Genomic DNA, 18,419 nt, shown 5'->3' with positions numbered 1-18,419 from the left:
CCATTAAAAAAATAGTATTTTAAGGGAGTTCATAACCAGAATTCTTCATATTTTCAATAATTAGCTCATCAAACTGTTCATCACTTATTCCTCTTATTGATTTTATACTTCTCCAATTCCATATTAATGGTAAAACTTTGCTGTCTAACATTGTAAAATGAGCTAAAAACATATCTGCTAAGTCATATTTATCTAAAATATTATTCTCTAAAAGAAATGAATTGAATACTTCACTTGGCCTTTTACCACTTAATATTTCATTAAAAGATTCACTATTTTCCGAATATGACATATGTTACTCCTCCACTGCTTTCAATTTCTTCAACTTTTGTATAACCATGTCTTTGAGCAATTTTTCCTGTCCAAGTATTTAGTGCAGCATCATTAGGTGACATACCTTTTGCTAAATTAGCAGAATATTGTGCTGTATTAACACTATCGGTTCCTGAAATCCATGCCCCACGTATTTTATTTACTTGTATACCCTCCTGATTCAAACGTTGAATTGCACTACTAAACATATCAACACCAGATGCATTCATATAAGGATGATCAGGTGCTGATCTTATATCAAAACCTAAAATACCATTTTTATCAACATTAACAATTATCCCTGCTACACCTTCAGGATTCCCATACCTCATGGTTATAATTCCATTCTGATTTTTGAAAATAAATTCATCAGTAATATCAATTTTTGGTTTAGGAATAGTAGTACTACTTGAAGAATTACTCTTTGATTCTAAATCACTAAGACCACTATTTTTATTTGAATCACTTCCCACAGCCATAGTCGCCCCAATAACTTCAGATTTTCCTACATCTCCATTTGCATCGGGCTTACCAGTCATGGTAGTTGCTCCACCATTGACATCAGGTGTCCCAGCTACCGTTGCAGGTTTTGGTGTTAAATGATCATCGACGTTTTTAACGACTTCTTGCAGGGCTTTACCCGTTTCAGTAGTCGCTTTCTTCCCAACTGCACCAATACCAGCTCCACCTATCAACTCACCATATATTTGTGCTTCAAGTCTCGCTTTCTCATAGTCATCTTGTTGCATCTGGTATAGATCTAATGTGGTCGTGTATTTTTCTCTATTAATCGCTTCAGCATCTATAACTTTTTGCGCAATTTCTGGGGCGTTTTTAATAACCGTAGCTGTTGTATCTATCGCCTTTTGAGTACTTTCAGCAGGTTTTTCAACAAAATCAACAATCCCATTTAATATATTCCATCCTGTTTCTACAGCACCTTCGATACCTGTTTTTAATCCTTCAACAGTTCCTACAGCTGTACCCGCATCACGTTTTAATGGTTGAAGTAATTGATCACCAAGACCAAGTTCACTACTTTTAATTGCCCCATGATCCTGAATAAACTCTTTTTTATCGTTGTAATTTGCTGATTTTGTATCCGCACTTCCTCCAAGAGTATTTGTTAGAAATACATCTTTATTTTTAAAATCATCTGGCGATGCAGTAAAACCTTTACCCTCAGTATCTATATAAGTTTTAGCCTTTTCTATTTCAGAATCAGTTAAATGACCTGCATATGTATCCCTTGTTGCCTCGACTCGAATCGTTGGAAATGCACCACCATTTGGTGCAGTGATTTCTAAGTTAGGTAACCCATCACTATTCAAATCACTTACAGAAGTGTTGGCAGTTTTAGCACGTAAATATTGATAGCCTTCTTGATATTTTGATATTTCTGATTCAGATAGACTCCGATCAATACTATTTTTCCACCCTTCATCGATATTGTATAAAGCGCCTCGGGTTAAGATTGTTTTCGCATCATCTTCACTAATTCCTTTTTCTTTTGCATATTCTTTCGCTAGCTTTTGAATGAGATTAACTTCTTCTCGATGCAACTGACGATTATTTGAATCGACATTTACTGCTGTGCCTACACTTGACGTATTTAATCCAACCACAGTTCCTGCACCAAATAGTGCCAAACTGCTTACACCGTTAACAACTGCCTCTGCGCTATCAGTTTTCATTCCTTTTTCAGTCAATGTTTTGACCATATTTTCTTGAATTTTATTTAGTGTAGGTGCAGCTGCTGCAATACCACTTGTTGTTAAAGCACCTTCTATTGAACCTGTACTTAAAGCACCAATAGCTGTATGCATTGCAACTCGATAAACTCCTCCTTCATCCCATTTTTTTGCTTCTGCCTCATTTCCAAGTAATCTTTGTTTTAATGCTTGTTGTTGTGCATAGTCAGCTACAGCCTTAGGCGCATTCTCTCCAAACTTCTTCGTCACATCCATCTGCAAATTAATTTCGCTTTGAACCTTGTCTTTGTCAAAGTTATTTATAAGCGCACCACTGTTTTCACGTGCTGTATCTGTCGTCACATTGATCAAGATTTCAGACTTGATCTGTTCAGCGGTTTTACCTGTTAATGTTTGCTGACCTTGTTCATCTCGAATCGTGATATTTGACGTATTGATACCGCTCTTGGTCACACTGCTGTTTTTATCACTGTCTAAACCAAAACCGATCGACTTACTTACACCTGTAGTCGTGGATGCATGTTGATCAATTTTGTTTGGTGTAGAAAGTACGGTATCAGGTGCTTTACCACCTTTTGGATCACTTTTGCCTGCATTAAACCCTGCACTTAAACTAATACCTTTGGCATCATACTCACTGACATTACGAATATCTGAATGCGTCAATGTGCCTGTATCTAAAATATTTTTCTTTAAGTTTTCAGCAGTCTGTGTCGAAGTAATGATCGCTCCTTTCAAATCAGTATTATTCTTCACCTTGATCTGATAACCATCATCTCCAGCGAAAACTCCTGACTGTTCGTTTACCGATGCATAATTGGCATTTACATTTGACTTACTAAAACTGCCTGATGCATTGGCACCATTGGTTCCGACACTGACTTGCCCTGAGATATTTTGTTGCTTGCTTTGATAGGTTGCTTTGTCTTGTAAGCTTTCAATATTCAGTTCATTGGCATCAATTTGTACACCTTTACCTTGTACCTGACCACCAATAATATTGGTTGCATTTCCACTACTGATCGTGGTTGAACTGTCTTTAGAACCAACATGACTGTTCACATAACTGGTGTCTGTACCATTGCCTTTGCCTTTTCCAAGATTTCCTCCAGCAGTGACCCCAAACCCTGTTTGGTTACTGACTGAAACCCCTGCATTCCAACCTGCACTCTTGTTGCCAGACGCTTCAATGGTTTTTTGTTCAGCCGCTTTTATGTTCACATCATGATCGGCTGCCAAATGAGTCCCTTGCATACCCACAACATCCGAACCAATGATATTGATATTGGATTTTTCACCTGCGCCTGTGGCAACAATATTGGTTTTGCCACCTGCATAAACTTGACTTTGGCTGGCTGTACTACTTTGTGTCTGACTAAATTGAGTATTTTTCTGCTCTCCGTAAGTCAGACTTACACTGACTTCCACATTACCATTCAGCTTACTTGCATCCGACAATGCACCTTGTAATTTGCCTAAAGCCTGCCCAGCTTTGTATGCATCAAAACCAGCATTGGCTGCTGCCATGGCATTGACACGATCATTCTTACTCTGACCTATTTGCTTGCTTGAATCCACTACGGATTGCACTGCACTGACCACTGGAACATTCACAGCAAGGGTTAAGCCCTTTTGCTCCATTTCATATTTATAATCACGGGTACTTTGTTCTTTTGCAGCTTCAATATTGACTTGTTGTGCCAATATATTTACATCGCCATTTTGTGAGGAAACCGTACTTCCCGTCTGTTGGTAAGTTTTGCCTGCAATGATATTGGTATTGCCATTTAAACTTCCAACCATTGAACCTGTGTTGGTCGATTGGGTATTTTGTTGTTCTGTCAGCTCTTTCTTTGAACCTACACTAAAACCAATCCCACCACTCGACATCAACCCAGATTTTTTAACGCTCGACTCTGAATAATCTAAATATTTATTTTCAGCACCCGTAATACTGACATTCTCTTTCGCCTGAATCTGCGTGAGTTCGTCTGAAATAATATTACTGCCACGAATATTGATATTGTTGGCATCAAGAATGACATTTTTACCATCAATTGTGCTAGCAATCGCTTCATCATTCATGTTTCGTACACGACCTTTCTCTGTAGTCGTGCTAAATGTACTCTTGTCTTTGGTTTTATAGGCAGTCTCTGAATCTGAAAGTTTTCGACCCTCAGAAATATCGATCTTCTGTTGTGCTGAAAGTATCGTTGAACCTTGTTCACTAGAAATTTGTGAACCTTTCACTGATATATTTTCAGCTTGAAAACGTGTATCGCCAGCACTCTGAATGAATGAACCAATATCTTGCTGTTTTTTATCATAGTTGTAGTTATCCTTATTGGTATAACCACGATTGTTCACTGAAGTATTTACACCTTCTATGTTGAGATTTCCTTGCGTCTTAAGCAGACTCGAACCATTAAGGTTAATAATTTCAGTGCCTTTTAATGAAGTATTGCCACCAACATTAATCACCAAAGTAGTACTTAACGGATCTGTCTTGTAATCTGCTAAATTTAAAGACGAACCAACATAAAGCCCAGCTTGACGGTCAAAGCCCTCACGCGTAAATACGCTTGCACCGAGATTATTCACGGTGCTCTGAGTTGTACTATGTTGGTTAAAATCACCGCTAATATTAAGTTTTGCTGAATCAATTGCCTTAATCGTTCCACCAATATTATTTAAATCTTTAGTAGTATTGAGTTCAACACGGTTCGCCTGCATCCGCCCACCGAGTTGATTGATGCTATCTGCTGAGATTTGTAATGCTTCACGTCCAGCAATTGTCGCACTATTGAGTACATCGCCTTGTACATTCAATCGCACCTGATTTGCACTGACTAAGGTACCATCACCCTTTAAATCACTTGCACGGGCTTTTACATAGACTTGTGGTACCAGTGCCTTGGTCGTTGTACCGTCCGCAAGTTTAATGGTTTTTTCTTCTAACCACACAATATCAGTGGTCAGTTGTGCAATTTGTGCAGCCGTCAATGCAATCCCAGGACGTAAATTATAATTTTTAGCAAAGGTTAGACCATTATTCATTAAAGCCTTATATTGGGCTTCATCATTTGCATAACCTTGTAAAAATCTAAATCCTGTCAATTGCGCAATCTGATCTTGAACCAATCGTTGTTCGTAATAGCCATCTCCCAAGCGTTTTTGTTTCAATGCTGGGTCAAGATCCATCGCATCTAACATATAGTCCGAAGACAACCATTGTTTATAGTTGATAAATGCTGGATCGGTTTCTACTAAATATTTTGATTGGCTCTCTGTATTCGTACTAAAAAGTGCATTGCTTGGCAAGCTCATGAAGTCCATAGATACACTACGGATTTCAAGATCACCTTGACCTTTGACCCCTGTTGTTTGCGCTGCATTTGCTTGTAATTTTTCAACAGAACCCAGAGATTGAAGATTTTGCGCTTGTGAGTTGACCTGCGCTTTTTCTCCAGAGTTCACATCTAATTGATCAGGTGTATTGGGTGTATTTGTTTCTTGACCATTTGCAGTAACGGATTGCCCAGCATTTACATTTATATCGACCTGTTGACTTTGTTGTTGACGATCTACCAATTGCTCTGGGGTATTAACAGTATCTGTGGTGATAGTTGCATGATTGCCTGTACTCACCGCTGAAATATTCTGATTTGAGGTATGATTTTTAACATTCCCCAACCATTGATTCACAGGCAAATCAATTTCTTTAATTTCATCTGCAGGATTATAGGTTTGTGACTTATTCCACTTACGTTCGTGATAGCGTTTAAAACCGCCACGCCAATTCGAATAAGTATATGTACTGATCCCAGATTGTTTGAGTATTTGCTGACCTTTACCATCAATATTATTTACAGCCTGTGCAAGCTCAGCATTGAGTTTTCCACCAGCAAGTACATAACTCTTATCATTTTTAAAAGCATCAGCATAAATATTGAGATCACCACCAGCAATAATTTCTGCTGGAGCAGAAGTCACAACCTGACTTTCAAACTTGGTTTCTTTAACTTCGTACTGTGTCCATGCTTTTATTTCCGTATTATCAAATTTTAAATTATAGGCTTGAATTGCCTCATCTAATTGTTGATAAGCAGTTTCGTCATTCGAACTCCATGCATCTAAATCCTTTTTATATTGGGCTTGTGCTTGATCATAAGTCTGCTGATCTTTTTGGTATTGCGTATACGCTGTTTGATATGCTGCACATGCAACAGCATCATAACCTACACCAACTTCACAACTTGACTGTCCTGTTGGGGGAACAGGTTGAACTAAGGTTGGCGCTTCAGGTGCATCTGTTGATGGTGGTGTAATATTAAAATATGCCCATACAGGATCTGACTTTTTGTAATTAACATTACAACTTTGCTCATCTCCAGTTCCAACACAGTTGACTGATTCAACATTCGGGATCGGCGTTTCACCAAGTTTAATATTTTCAGGCAACACATTTGGCGTCGTATCATAACGATATAGCCCTGCACGACTCCAATTTTTCCAATATAAATTTTCTACTGGGATCTTTGTCGTTTTGTCTTTAGGCTGGATATAAATTTTGTCAGTTACCCCACCAATTTGAACGAGTTTTGTTTCAAAATTTTGATTAATATTATTAATATTTTTTGCAATAAGGGTCATATCTCCCAATGACTCGATACGTGCACTTAAATTATTGACAGTATGTGCTTGTCCTTGGGCTTTTAGATCAACATCTAAACTTCCCCCAATCGTTAAATCTCCTGCACTGAAGATCCAAGCATTGTCTCTAGCACTTTCTTTAACAACGCCACCTGACTGATTGTTTAAGATTTGAATCCCTAAATCCATATCACCGCGTGATGCAATTACTGCACCTGTACCAGAAGAGTTGGACTTGTTATCCAGAGTATTGGCTTGAATCGCAACATGTGTACCATAAATTCGTGCACCATCATTCCAAACACGGTTGGCTTGAATATGGGTGAGCTCACCATTGATTAAGCCTTGGTTGTGTAGGGTATCTTGTGCAATCAGATGCGTCTCATTCGATGAAATACTCGCACCTGTTTGATTTTGAATATTTTTTGCATTGAGTTCAACTTTTTGCCCTGCTGTCAATTCAGACTGATTGATTAAATCCTGTTCTGTACTGAGTTTCAGTGTGCCATTCGCAGAAATTTGATCTGCTTGGGTATGGGTATAGCTTTGCTTTAAGTCGATATCGACATTACCCTCACTGACGATCTTACCTTTATTGATCAATTCATTGGCTTTCAGATTGAGTTGATTTTTTGCGAGTAACTCACCATCTGTATTATTTAAATTCAGCGTCTTATTCGCTGTACCAATGCTAAGTGTATTCAAACTACTGATTGAACCCAATTGGTTGCTCAATTGGTTGTTGATATTCAATATTGCATTGTCGCTGGCGCGAATCACACCAGCTTGGTTATCGAGAGTTAGTGCATTGATTTCAATATTTTTAGCATCAAGCCCACCTAGTACAGTGCTATCTTTGGTCTGTGCATTAATGAATTGATTAACGGTTGCGGTCAGTTTTTCACCTGCAACAATATGACTGCCTACACCACTGTTATTGATCGTATCCGAATTTAAACTGACATTTTGCTGTGCCTGAATTTGCCCAGCAAGGTTATCAATACGCCCACCCGATGTTTGCTGATGAATGTTTAAGTCTGCTTGGCTATTGATTTGACCGCTATTGTTATTGATATTCTGCGCAGCAATGTTGGCTGAACCAATTGCCACAATATAACCACGAGTATTTTCAAGCTGAGTAATATTGAGCAGATCAAGACTACCTTGGCTGAGTATCCCAGCATTGTTGCCTGAATTATTATTCAGCAAGGCATTTTGTTGTGTATCAATCTTAACTGACTGTTCAGCTTGAATTAAACCTGTTTGGTTATCCAATTTGCCTGTTTTTAAATCTACAGTTTTGGCAATGATTTTACCGTTTTGATTACTGAGCTGCTGTTTTTGGGTATCAATACTGAGCTGATTCTGTGCCGCAATCTGCCCAGCTGTATTATCTAAACCAAGACTATGTAAACTTGCATTTTGTGCTGCATAAATATCCCCTTTTTGATTAAGCAACTGTCCTTGTGCTGCAATGTAAATATCTGATTTTTCTGATCTGATCGTACCTTCAGTATTATCTAAAAGGCGGCTTTGAATATCTAAATTTTTTCCAGCAAGCAATACGCCATTATTATTTTGAATATCCCCTTGAACATCAATTTGCGCTTGATCCTCTGAGTAGATCTGCCCTTGCTGATTGTTCAGTTGCTTGGCGTTTAAACCCAACTGATTTTTGCTATAAATCGTGCCTGTTTGGTTATTGATTTTACTCGCCTGAATATCAGCATTTGTGCCCGCAAAGATTTCTCCCTTTTGATTATCTAAATCCTGTTGAACCTGTAAAGTGAGTTTATTTTGTTCTGAGCGGATTTTACCTACCGTATTGAGAATACTATTGGCTTGTATTTGCACGTGTTGATTGGCTGCAATAGTACCAGATTGGTTGTTGAGTTGATCTGCTACATTGAGATGTAATTGATCTTTGGCGTAAACAGTACCATCAGTATTATCAACTTGTTTTACCGTTGCATTAAGCGACTGTCCTGCAATCACTTTACCTTTTTGGTTGCTGAGATTTTGTGCATTCAGATTAATGGATTTACCTGCCGAAATTTCTCCCGCTTGGTTACTGATATCCTTTTGCACATTCAGTTTAAGTTGATCTTGTTGTGAACGAATTTGTCCTGCATTATTGATGACAGAACCAGCTATGAGATCAGTCAATTGTTCAGCAGCAACAACACCTTGAGTATTGTTTAGCTCAGTTGTTGCCGAAAGTTGTAATTGTTCACCAGCGTAAACCACACCCTCAGTATTATCTAAGTTGTTCAGTTGAATATCGGCACTTGCACCCGACTGAATTTTACCTTTTTGTGATGTAACGTTCTGCGCTTTTAGATTCAGATTTTTTGCTGCTGAGATTAAGCCACGGTTGTTCTGAATATCTTGAACAATTCTTAAATTGGAATTGGCATTTTCTGAACGGATTTGTCCTACATGATTCAATAAGTGCTGTGTATTTAGGTTTAAATTTTGTTCTGCTGCAAGGGTACCTGCACTGTTATCAGTTGTACCTGAGACATTGAGATCCAGTTGTTTCTTAGCGTAAATTGTCCCAGATTGATTATTCAAATCTGTGACTTCGAGTTGTGTATCGGTACCTGAAAGCAGTTGCCCAGCTTGGTTTTCAACTTGGGCAGCCATGATATTAAGTGCATTTGCACTTTGAATACTTCCAGATTGGTTGTTTAAAGTTTCAGCAATGGTGAGATTCGCATCACCAGATTCAGTCTGAATCTGACCTTTGTGATTATTTAGATTTTTTGCATCTAGTATAAGGTGCTGTTTTGCAGCAATTAAACCCTGTTGGTTAGACACATCTTGTGTTGCATGCAGTCCAAATTTTCCTGCTGCGTAGACAGTACCTGTGTCATTATTCAATAGAGTTGTTGCTATAACTGCATCACGTCCGACAATAATTTTACCTGACTGGTTATCAAGTTGTTGTGTCACCAGTTTTAGGTCTTTGTCAGCAAGTGTTTGAATCACACCTTGCTGATTATTCAGCTTCGATATATTGAGCTGAGCATCACCAGCAGCACTGATCACACCAGAGGTATTGTTCAATGTTTGCGCAACATTCACATTCAATTGCCGATTGGCATCACTTTGAATTAGTTGCCCTTGTTGATGACTCAGCTCAGTTGCTTTTAAATCAATATTTTGTGCGGCAGTAAGCGCTTGATCTAAATTGGTAATGCCTAGATCAAGTTTTAGATGGCTATTACTTTGGATCTTACCCTGTTGTCCTTGTAGGTTTTTTGCAGTGACTTTTAACTGTTGATCACCCGCATGTAAAATTTCACCCGCTTTGGAATTTAAAGTGTTAGTTTTAATTTCAGTATTGTCGGCATTACTAATGATCTGACCTGCATTGTTATCAATCCGATTTGCCACATCCAGAATAAAATCATTTTTACCAGTGTGTTGAATTAAACCTTGGTCGTTATTGAGTTGTGCTGTATTGAGATTGATCTGTTCTGCGCTATATTGCCCTTTTTCATTGTCAATATTTTGTGTTGCAATTAAATCCAATTGTTGATTTACAATGATTTTGGCATTGTTGGTCTTCAATTCAGTGGTTGCAATATTGATATTCTGCGCTTGGCTTTCACTTTGGCTTAAGTCTGTGCTTTGAGCTGCTTTAATTTGAATTTGTTTGCCTGATAAAATCTTACCTGCAATCTGTACATTTTGTGCATCAAGAGTCAATGTGGCATCAGCATTGCTCAGTTTCCCTTCTGAATCCAATCCAGCAGCCCATACCGCATTTTTATCACTGGTGATCGTATTTGATTGAACATTGATTTTATTTAGTGCCGCAAGCTGACCATATTGTTGCAACTGATTCACTGTTAAATCAGCACTATTGCCAGCATAAATTTGTCCCGTACTTTGTAACTGCAAGGCATTCAATTTGAGATTTTGCCCAGCAATCAAATGACCTGCTGAATCTTGCGTCGTACCATTATCAATTTGATCAACATTGATCGTTAGATCTGCCTTTTTCGCTTGAATTGTGCCTTGCTGATTATTTAGGCTTTGTCCATTGAGTTCAACATTTTGCGCAGAAATCTCTCCCTGACGATTATCTAAAGTTTGGATAGAAAGCTCAGCATCCGCGTTGACTGAACCAATAACACCTTGTGAATTATTGGTGGTCTTAGAGTTTAAACTTAATCTATCTACTGCAAGGATTTGACCTTGGTTGTTATTAATCTCTGTTGAATTTAAATTGAAAGCCTTAGCACTTTGCACACGTCCCTGTGTATTATTCAGCTGAACTGCATTGAGATCAAAGCTTTGATTGGCATCAATCAAGCCTTTTTGGTTATCCACCTGCTGTGCGGTGATATTTATCACTTTAGCCGTCAATTTACCTTGTTGGTTTTCGAAATTTTGTCCATTAAATTGCAATTCAGGCAGTTGAATTTCACCGCTATTATTTTTAATACTGTCTCGTACATTTAAGCTAATGTCGGCATTGTTAACAATTGCACCCTCAATATTACTCATGTCTTGCGCAATCTGAATATTGCCTGCTTCGAAAGTTTTTGGTGTTAAATCTATTGGCGCAACTTCAACTTTACTCGAATCTTGTGCGGAAGACTGTTGCTCTGGATCCGTCACACTCGGCGTTGTTGTTCCGCCTGATGTTCCACCTGTTCCGCTACTCTCTTTCGTCGCCTGTCCAACCAAACCTTGAGTATTGTCTAAAGTTTTCGCATGAATATTCAGCTGTTGCTGACCTGTTTGCTCAATTTTACCTGCATTATTGCTTAAGTTTTGTGCAGTAAAATCAATACGCCCAGCATTGATGACACCCTCATTATTGTCAATCTTGGCTTGCGCTTTGAGTTTAATTTCATCATTGGTCGCAATCAAACCGCTGTTCTGAATATTTTCAGCTTGAATTTGGATCTGATGCTGGGTACTGCTGATATTGCCACTATTCTTAACCTGTTGCGCTTCAACAATAATTTGATCTTTGTTAGCAATCATATTACCCGTATTGATCAAATCACCATTGGCATTCAAACTCAGTTGACTTGTAGTCGCATTGATTGAACCTGCATTACGTACACCTAAACCATTTTCAGTTCCCACCAAATAGATTTTTCCAGCATACATACCACCTAATTGACCAACATCAAGGGCAAAGTTAGGCTGAGATGTTGTATTAACACCACTCGTGGCTTTGGCAATTTGAGGTACAGATGGGTCTTGAATATTGATGTCATTTTGACCCAATACCGTTTTTAATTCATTGGCATATAAGCCTGCATTGACATTTAAAGCGCGCGCATAAATATCTGTATATGGCGTTAAGCTTCCATTTAAACCTTTTCCTTCAATGGTGACTTGCCCTTCACGTACTCGGAATGAATCAAGATAGCCTTGATGCATCACCGCTTGACCAGTGGTTAAAGTAAAGCGGTCTGCATTAATTACGCCACAGCCATCACAGACCAAACCTGATGGATTGGCAATCACCACTTGAGCTTGTTTACCTGCGACCTCCAAATAGCCTTTGAGCTGACTTGGATTACTGCTGTTCACCTCATTCAGAATAACCTTGGCTTCACCTTTGGCGAGCCATGGATTACCTTGTACCCAACCGCCCAATTGGGTTTGGGTATTGTTTCGGGCATTATTGAGGATTGCACCCTCTTGCCCTACATCAAATTGAGTATAAGTATTGCGTGATACACCCCCAGCACTTGGGGTTTGAATATTGACTTGAGTCAATCCATTACTAGTATTAAGAATTGTTGCTTGTTGTGAGTTTGGTGCAGACTTATCAGCCACAATATGACTTTCAGCGATCGTCGCCATAGGCAAGGTGTAAATTGCTGCCCCTAAGAGGCTGACCACTGCAAAATTGACTGGATTTAGCTTTTTATAGGTGATTGAAGATGCGCCAGTGATATCTTCTATTTCGATTTCACCCTCTGCATGTGATTGCCCTGCTGTTTTTGTTCGGCTTTTTACAATCTCAGCAACTGCAATAAATATCCCACGTGCTTGGCTATAAATAACTCTATAACGGTTCTTATTCATAATGTCTGACCTAATTTTTTAATGTTTTTTCAATATCGAAAGTTGTGTATAGATCTTGATGTAATGGATTAATACATCCAGTTCAAACTAAACCCTGTTGTCACATTGTCTGTTCTGTAGTGCGCTGGTTTCTTCAATGGCGTGCCAACAAAAACGTCATAACTGACGGATTTTAAAATTTGACCTCGCAATCCAAAGGCAGCCCCCATTAAACTTGTACCCAACAATGGATTAGGTTCGTGCGCAGTTTTTCCACCGACCTCACCAAAATCAATGCCGGTATACCATTGCATTGGAAGTCTAGACATCGAGCCACTGATTTCATTGCGGACTAAGAAGCCATTGTCTGCCAATAAGGTTTGTTCACCATCAAAGCCGCGCACGGTATAACGGTTCCCAATCGAAAAACGGTCTTGAGGTGTCAATGGTTTTTGACTATATTGGGTTCGCCATTCAGCAAGATATTGCAATGATTGATTGCCCACCTTGAAAGGAACTTGAAGGCTGGCATTGGCTTGTAAAATCCCAACATGGGTATAAGCCTCGCCAAATTCCTCTTCAGGTGCACGCATTGCATTAAATGCACCTGTTCCACGTTTATAGGTTAAATTTCCATTTAAGGTTGCATTGGCTAAATATTCCGTATGATCTAAGCTGGCTTTCCAGCCAGCCGTTTTTCTGCGCTGAACTTCAATTTCTACATCATTGATGAAGTTTTGTGACTCTCTATACCAACCACCGACACTGGCTGTGGTTTTGCGTTTTGCATCTCGATAAAGTACACGCGATAAATCAGCGCCAATGAGCTTGCTTTTCCCACTATAGCTATAACTTTCACTGGCGCCTGCAACCGTCTGGTTATAGTCAGATTGACTATAACTGGTACTCAACATCCAGTATTTCAGCGGAATGCTATAACTTAAATAATAGCCATCCGTCCCACGCTTTCCTGAATCACCACCACCCAAATCATGGTTATAACTACCATAAAATAAATCATTTGCGGTAAACAGATGATCTAAAGATAAAGTCGCAGTTCCTTGATATTTACCTGTTGAATCTGAACCTGCATCATCAATCCCTAAATGAATGCGATAAGGTTTTGATTGTTGCCATGCCAGTTCCAAGTCACTATAGCCTGGTTCTTTACGTTGTTCTGAAGGTTTAATCTTAAAATCAGCTTCGACGGTCGGTACACGTTTAAAGTTTTCCAACCCCTGTTCAATATCTCGAATATTTAAAATATCGCCAGTTCGCACAGGCAACGCATTAAATTTGTGTGCGCGCTTAGATGTTCCTTGAACAAATTGAATTTGATCGACTTTACCAGCGATGACTTGAAGCTTAATTTCACCTGATGCGATATTTTGTTGGGGTAACAGCATGCGTGTAGTGACATAGCCATGACTAATGATGCTGTTTTGGATTAGATCTAAGGCTTGATTTAAACCTTGCACCCCGATACAGCGACCAATCAAATTATGCTCACCTTGAATCACGGGACGCATAGCGAAAGTAAATTTGCGAGCATCATCCCCAATCAACACAAACTTTTTAATGTCAAAACATAGTTTTTCACTATGTGACTGTAAATATTGTAGCTGTGGTTGTGTGATTAATTGTTTTTCTAATCCCGTCTGTACCACAGGTTCAGGTTGTAATTGCTTTTGTAATGCTTCATCACGTTGTTGTTGACGTTGAGTAGCATCTGTTTCCAAATTTTGAGGAAATTGTGGGTCTGCCGCGTTTGTTAGTGTTCCCAAAAGTATTAAACAAACACCCAAAGAAATTTGGTTTAATTTTAAATTTTTCATGTCAATAGTAATTGTGATGTATTTCACATTTAATTATTTCTAAATTATGACATTTTGTAAATACTCAAATTCATTATTTTTTCTCAAATCACTTTGACTTATATAGTATATTTTGATTAACAATTACATACTTTTGACAACAACAATGAGTCGATTAGACCTCTAATAATTGAAATATGTTCAATAACACCTTTAGACATTTAGGCAAGATCTTGAATGTGGTAATTCTTGATATGGCTAAGGTTTCTAAAGAATTTCTTAAACGATTGGATTGTATTGAGGAAGTCAGAAAGAATAAAACATTTACAGCACTGTCTGTAGATGCTTTCCCACCCATTCTTTCTTATGATGAGTTGGAAGCGATTGCTATGCCTCAACAACAGTTAGTTGAGAAAACTAGATATGATTAGACTAAATCTAATTTATGAAAGAATCTCCAAAAATGGATTTTTATCAATAATTGCAGCATTTGACTTCTTACTGAGGAAATCCACAAGATCGCCTTGGCGTTGTAACAACATAACAATTTCACGTAATGAACATAAAAAAATTGTTTTTTGACTAAGAGCATCACTACATACAGACTCTACCGATGAGGCATAACCATTTGCTGAAATAAAAATTCCATTAGCATTTTGACGAAGAAACAAGCGACTTAGATGTGGTGAAAATTCGCCTATGCCAACTGGTGCATTAAGCCACTTCATTTCGACAAGATAAATCTGACCATTTAATTCAATCACTCCATCTATTTGCTCAACTACTATAGATGTATCTGGATCTCTACGGCGAAAATCTTCTCTAACTAGTATCCCATAAACTTTAAATAAATCGTTTAATATGCTTTCTAAAAGCTTACCTCTTTCATGTGGCTTCTCATCCAAGCCGAATAATGCCGAAAGACGGCGGTTAATAGCATCAATATCCTCTGATTTTTTTGTAGCTATGGCACGTTCTGCACGTGACTTTGCCATACGCTCTTCTCGTTCAACATCTCGTTCTTGTTTTATACGAGTGAATGTATCTTTTTTACCCACAGCTTCCCGAATAGTTGTAACTAAGCCTTTAGCTTTATATTGATCACCTTCCCAACACGTTTCAAAACTTTCAAACTCAACAACTCTCTTAATAATTTCACGGCGTGTGCCAAGCGCACTATCACCACGAGCATTGACTTTTGTAAGAATATTTCTAGCGATCTCATACTTTGTTATTGAGAATTTATTAACGGCAACTAACCGCTCAACTTCACCAAGATCATCCTGAGCTACTCCAGCACCACGAAAAAACAAAACAACATCTTTCTTACTACGACATAGCAATGGAATGGTATCGACTAGTAGGCTGAGTATCTCGGGTGGATAGTGAAATGCTTCTGCCATCTAGATTATTCCCCAATAATTCTAATGATGAAAGTTTAATATCAAAGATAAATTAATAAATACATGCTCAATAATATATTAGAAAATGGGATTACTAAATAAACCCATTGAAATTATTTTATGCTTACGCCACCCACCCCCCAGAAACAACAAAGCCCCGATAATCGGGGCTTTGTCATTAATATTTGGCGGAAGCGGTGAGATTCGAACTCACGGAGGACTCACACCCTCGTCGGTTTTCAAGACCGGTGCATTAAACCGCTCTGCCACGCTTCCATGTGCGCAAGAATACTAAGCTTTTCCAACGATGACAAGAAAAAAATAGGCTTAAAGCATTCAAATGCATATTGTTTCATCAAAACCACTGATTTTGATTAAAGTTTGGCTGCTATTTCAGCACCTTCACGAATTGCGCGCTTAGCATCAAGTTCACCTGCCAATTTAGCACCACCAATAATATGATAATTGGCTAAAGTAGATTCACCCTCTTTTGGCATCAAATCCTTAACAGACTCTTGCCCAGCACATACCACGATGGTATCTACCCGCAACAATTGATCATGACCATTGCTTTCAATCCACAATCCTTCATTGGTCACAGCTTTATATTGCACGCCACGCAACATTTTTACCGCATGTTTTTTCAATTGCGCACGATGAACCCAACCCGAAGTTTTACCTAGACCAATCCCTAAAGGTGTTGTTTTCCGTTGCATCAAATAAATTTGACGAATCGGTGGTTCGACTTCAGCAGGAACAAAGCCCCCTTCAGTCATATAGTTGGGATTTGGGTCGATGCCCCATTCACGTTGCCACTCTGCCAAAGGCTGTGGTTGTGGCTGATGTTCAGGTTTCAATAAAAATTCTGAGACGTCGAAACCAATACCACCCGCTCCAATCACCGCCACCCGATACCCTACTGGTGCGCCTCGCAAAACTTCTGCATAGGACAAAACTTGTGGTGCATCACTACCATCAATCTTTAACCCACGAGGAATAACACCCGTAGCAATCACAACATCATCAAAACCTTCACGTTCTAATTGCTCACGATTGACTTTGGTATTTAAACGTAAGTCAACACCGGTCTTTTCGATTTGTACTTTAAAATATCGAATGGTTTCATGAAACTCTTCTTTACCCGGTACGACTTTGGCAAGATTAAATTGACCACCAACTTCTGTAGAGGCTTCAAATAAAGTCACTTGATGCCCACGACTTGCAGCAATTGTCGCAGCAGACATACCTGCAACACCACCACCAACAACAGCAACTTTCTTTGGTTTCTTGGTTTTGAGATAAACCAATTCTGTCTCATGCGCAGCACGTGGGTTAACCAAACAACTTGCACGTTTATTTTGAAAACTATGGTCTAAACACGCTTGGTTACAGGCAATACAAGTATTAATTTCATCAACACGATTAGTTGCAGTTTTACTGACCCAAAAAGCATCCGCCAATAATGGACGTGCCATTTGAACCATGTCCGCTTTACCTGCTGCTAAAATTTCTTCAGCAGTATCTGGCATATTGATTCGGTTTGATGCAATAACTGGAACTGAAACATGTTTTTTTACTTCAGCTGTATAATCAACAAAGGCTGCTCGAGGAACGGAGGTCACAATAGTTGGGATACGTGCTTCATGCCAGCCAATCCCTGTATTCAATAAAGTAATGCCTGCTTTTTCCAATGCTTGTGCGACAGTGATGACTTCATCCATCGTATTGCCATCATGGACTAAATCCAACATCGACAAACGGAAGCAAATAATAAACTTTTCACCCACTTTGGCACGAATCGCTTTGACAATTTCTACAGCAAAACGCATCCGGTTTTCAATCGGACCGCCCCAACGATCTGTACGCTGATTGACATGACGACTTAAAAATTGATTCAGCAAATATCCTTCTGAACCCATAATTTCCACACCATCATAACCCGCCTTTTTTGCCAAGCTTGCAGTTTCTGCATAATCTTGAATCGTTTCAAGGATCAGTCTGTCACTCATCTGACGTGGTTTAAACATTGAAATTGGAGATTTGATCGGGCTTGCTGAAACCACAAAAGGCTGGTATCCATAACGACCAGAGTGCAATATTTGCATAAGAATTTTTGCGCCATGCTTATGTACAGCATGGGTAACTAAACGATGTGGTGCAATATCACCCAAAGTATTCATCGTTCCGCCTGCTGGCAACAACCAACCTTGACGGTTAGGAGAGATCCCTCCTGTAATAATCAGCCCAACGCCACCTTTAGCTCGCTCGCCAAAATATGCAGCAAGTTTTGGATAATGATAAAAACGATCTTCCAATCCTGTGTGCATTGAGCCCATTACCACACGATTTTTAATCGTTGTAAATCCCAAATGAAGCGGTTTTAAAATATGTGCATAGCTAGTTGTCATGGTGAATCCTTTTTAATTTGGCTTTGCAACTTGTTGCATACTACTTTATCGAGTTTTAAAATTTTTTGGATGGCT

Annotated in this window: 6 protein-coding genes and 1 tRNA gene; 1 reads left to right on the top strand and 6 read right to left on the bottom strand. The window is 38.9% G+C overall.

What is annotated here, in order from left to right:
- Positions 1-19: 19 nt before the first annotated feature.
- From AC1Z3T_RS00740 to AC1Z3T_RS00730, 3 genes are all read right to left on the bottom strand, one after another.
- The gene (locus AC1Z3T_RS00740) at positions 20-292 is read right to left on the bottom strand and encodes a hypothetical protein (RefSeq protein ID WP_005032613.1); all 273 of its coding nucleotides are present in this window, start codon (positions 290-292) and stop codon (positions 20-22) included.
- Positions 273-12,740 carry a two-partner secretion domain-containing protein gene (locus AC1Z3T_RS00735; RefSeq protein ID WP_100885626.1) on the bottom strand — a complete coding sequence of 4,156 codons (12,468 nt, stop codon included), beginning with the start codon at positions 12,738-12,740 and terminating at the stop codon, positions 273-275. The genes AC1Z3T_RS00740 and AC1Z3T_RS00735 overlap by 20 nt, the downstream gene beginning before the upstream one ends.
- 68 nt (positions 12,741-12,808) lie before the next feature.
- Entirely contained in the window at positions 12,809-14,554 is a 1,746-nt protein-coding gene (locus AC1Z3T_RS00730; protein ID WP_100885627.1) for a ShlB/FhaC/HecB family hemolysin secretion/activation protein, read from the bottom strand.
- 233 nt (positions 14,555-14,787) lie between these two features.
- On the opposite strand from AC1Z3T_RS00730, the gene AC1Z3T_RS00725 reads away from it, so the two are divergent.
- Positions 14,788-14,964: a hypothetical protein gene (locus AC1Z3T_RS00725; RefSeq protein ID WP_162987725.1), complete on the top strand. Its 177-nt coding sequence runs from the start codon at positions 14,788-14,790 to the stop codon at positions 14,962-14,964.
- 12 nt (positions 14,965-14,976) lie between these two features.
- Here the strand turns inward: AC1Z3T_RS00725 and AC1Z3T_RS00720 are convergent, their stop codons facing one another.
- The 3 genes from AC1Z3T_RS00720 to AC1Z3T_RS00710 form a co-directional block, all read right to left on the bottom strand.
- The gene (locus tag AC1Z3T_RS00720; RefSeq protein WP_100885628.1) at positions 14,977-15,936 is read right to left on the bottom strand and encodes a restriction endonuclease; all 960 of its coding nucleotides are present in this window, start codon (positions 15,934-15,936) and stop codon (positions 14,977-14,979) included.
- Between the two features lie 186 nt (positions 15,937-16,122).
- Positions 16,123-16,212, bottom strand: a tRNA-Ser gene (locus tag AC1Z3T_RS00715).
- A gap of 98 nt (positions 16,213-16,310) precedes the next feature.
- Positions 16,311-18,344, bottom strand: coding sequence for an NADPH-dependent 2,4-dienoyl-CoA reductase (locus tag AC1Z3T_RS00710; RefSeq protein ID WP_100885629.1), 2,034 nt, complete (start codon positions 18,342-18,344; stop codon positions 16,311-16,313).
- Positions 18,345-18,419 lie beyond the last annotated feature (75 nt).

The sequence above is a fragment of the Acinetobacter sp. B-6 genome, from assembly GCF_056930735.1.
This window is presented reverse-complemented; position numbering and strand designations above follow the sequence as displayed.

Bases quoted from the DNA above. Each gene is read 5' to 3' on its own strand.
- AC1Z3T_RS00740 (WP_005032613.1), bottom strand. From the start codon at position 292: ATGTCATATTCGGAAAATAGTGAATCTTTTAATGAAATATTAAGTGGT.
- AC1Z3T_RS00735 (WP_100885626.1), bottom strand. From the start codon at position 12,740: ATGAATAAGAACCGTTATAGAGTTATTTATAGCCAAGCACGTGGGATA.
- AC1Z3T_RS00730 (WP_100885627.1), bottom strand. From the start codon at position 14,554: ATGAAAAATTTAAAATTAAACCAAATTTCTTTGGGTGTTTGTTTAATA.
- AC1Z3T_RS00725 (WP_162987725.1), top strand. From the start codon at position 14,788: ATGGCTAAGGTTTCTAAAGAATTTCTTAAACGATTGGATTGTATTGAG.
- AC1Z3T_RS00720 (WP_100885628.1), bottom strand. From the start codon at position 15,936: ATGGCAGAAGCATTTCACTATCCACCCGAGATACTCAGCCTACTAGTC.
- AC1Z3T_RS00710 (WP_100885629.1), bottom strand. From the start codon at position 18,344: ATGACAACTAGCTATGCACATATTTTAAAACCGCTTCATTTGGGATTT.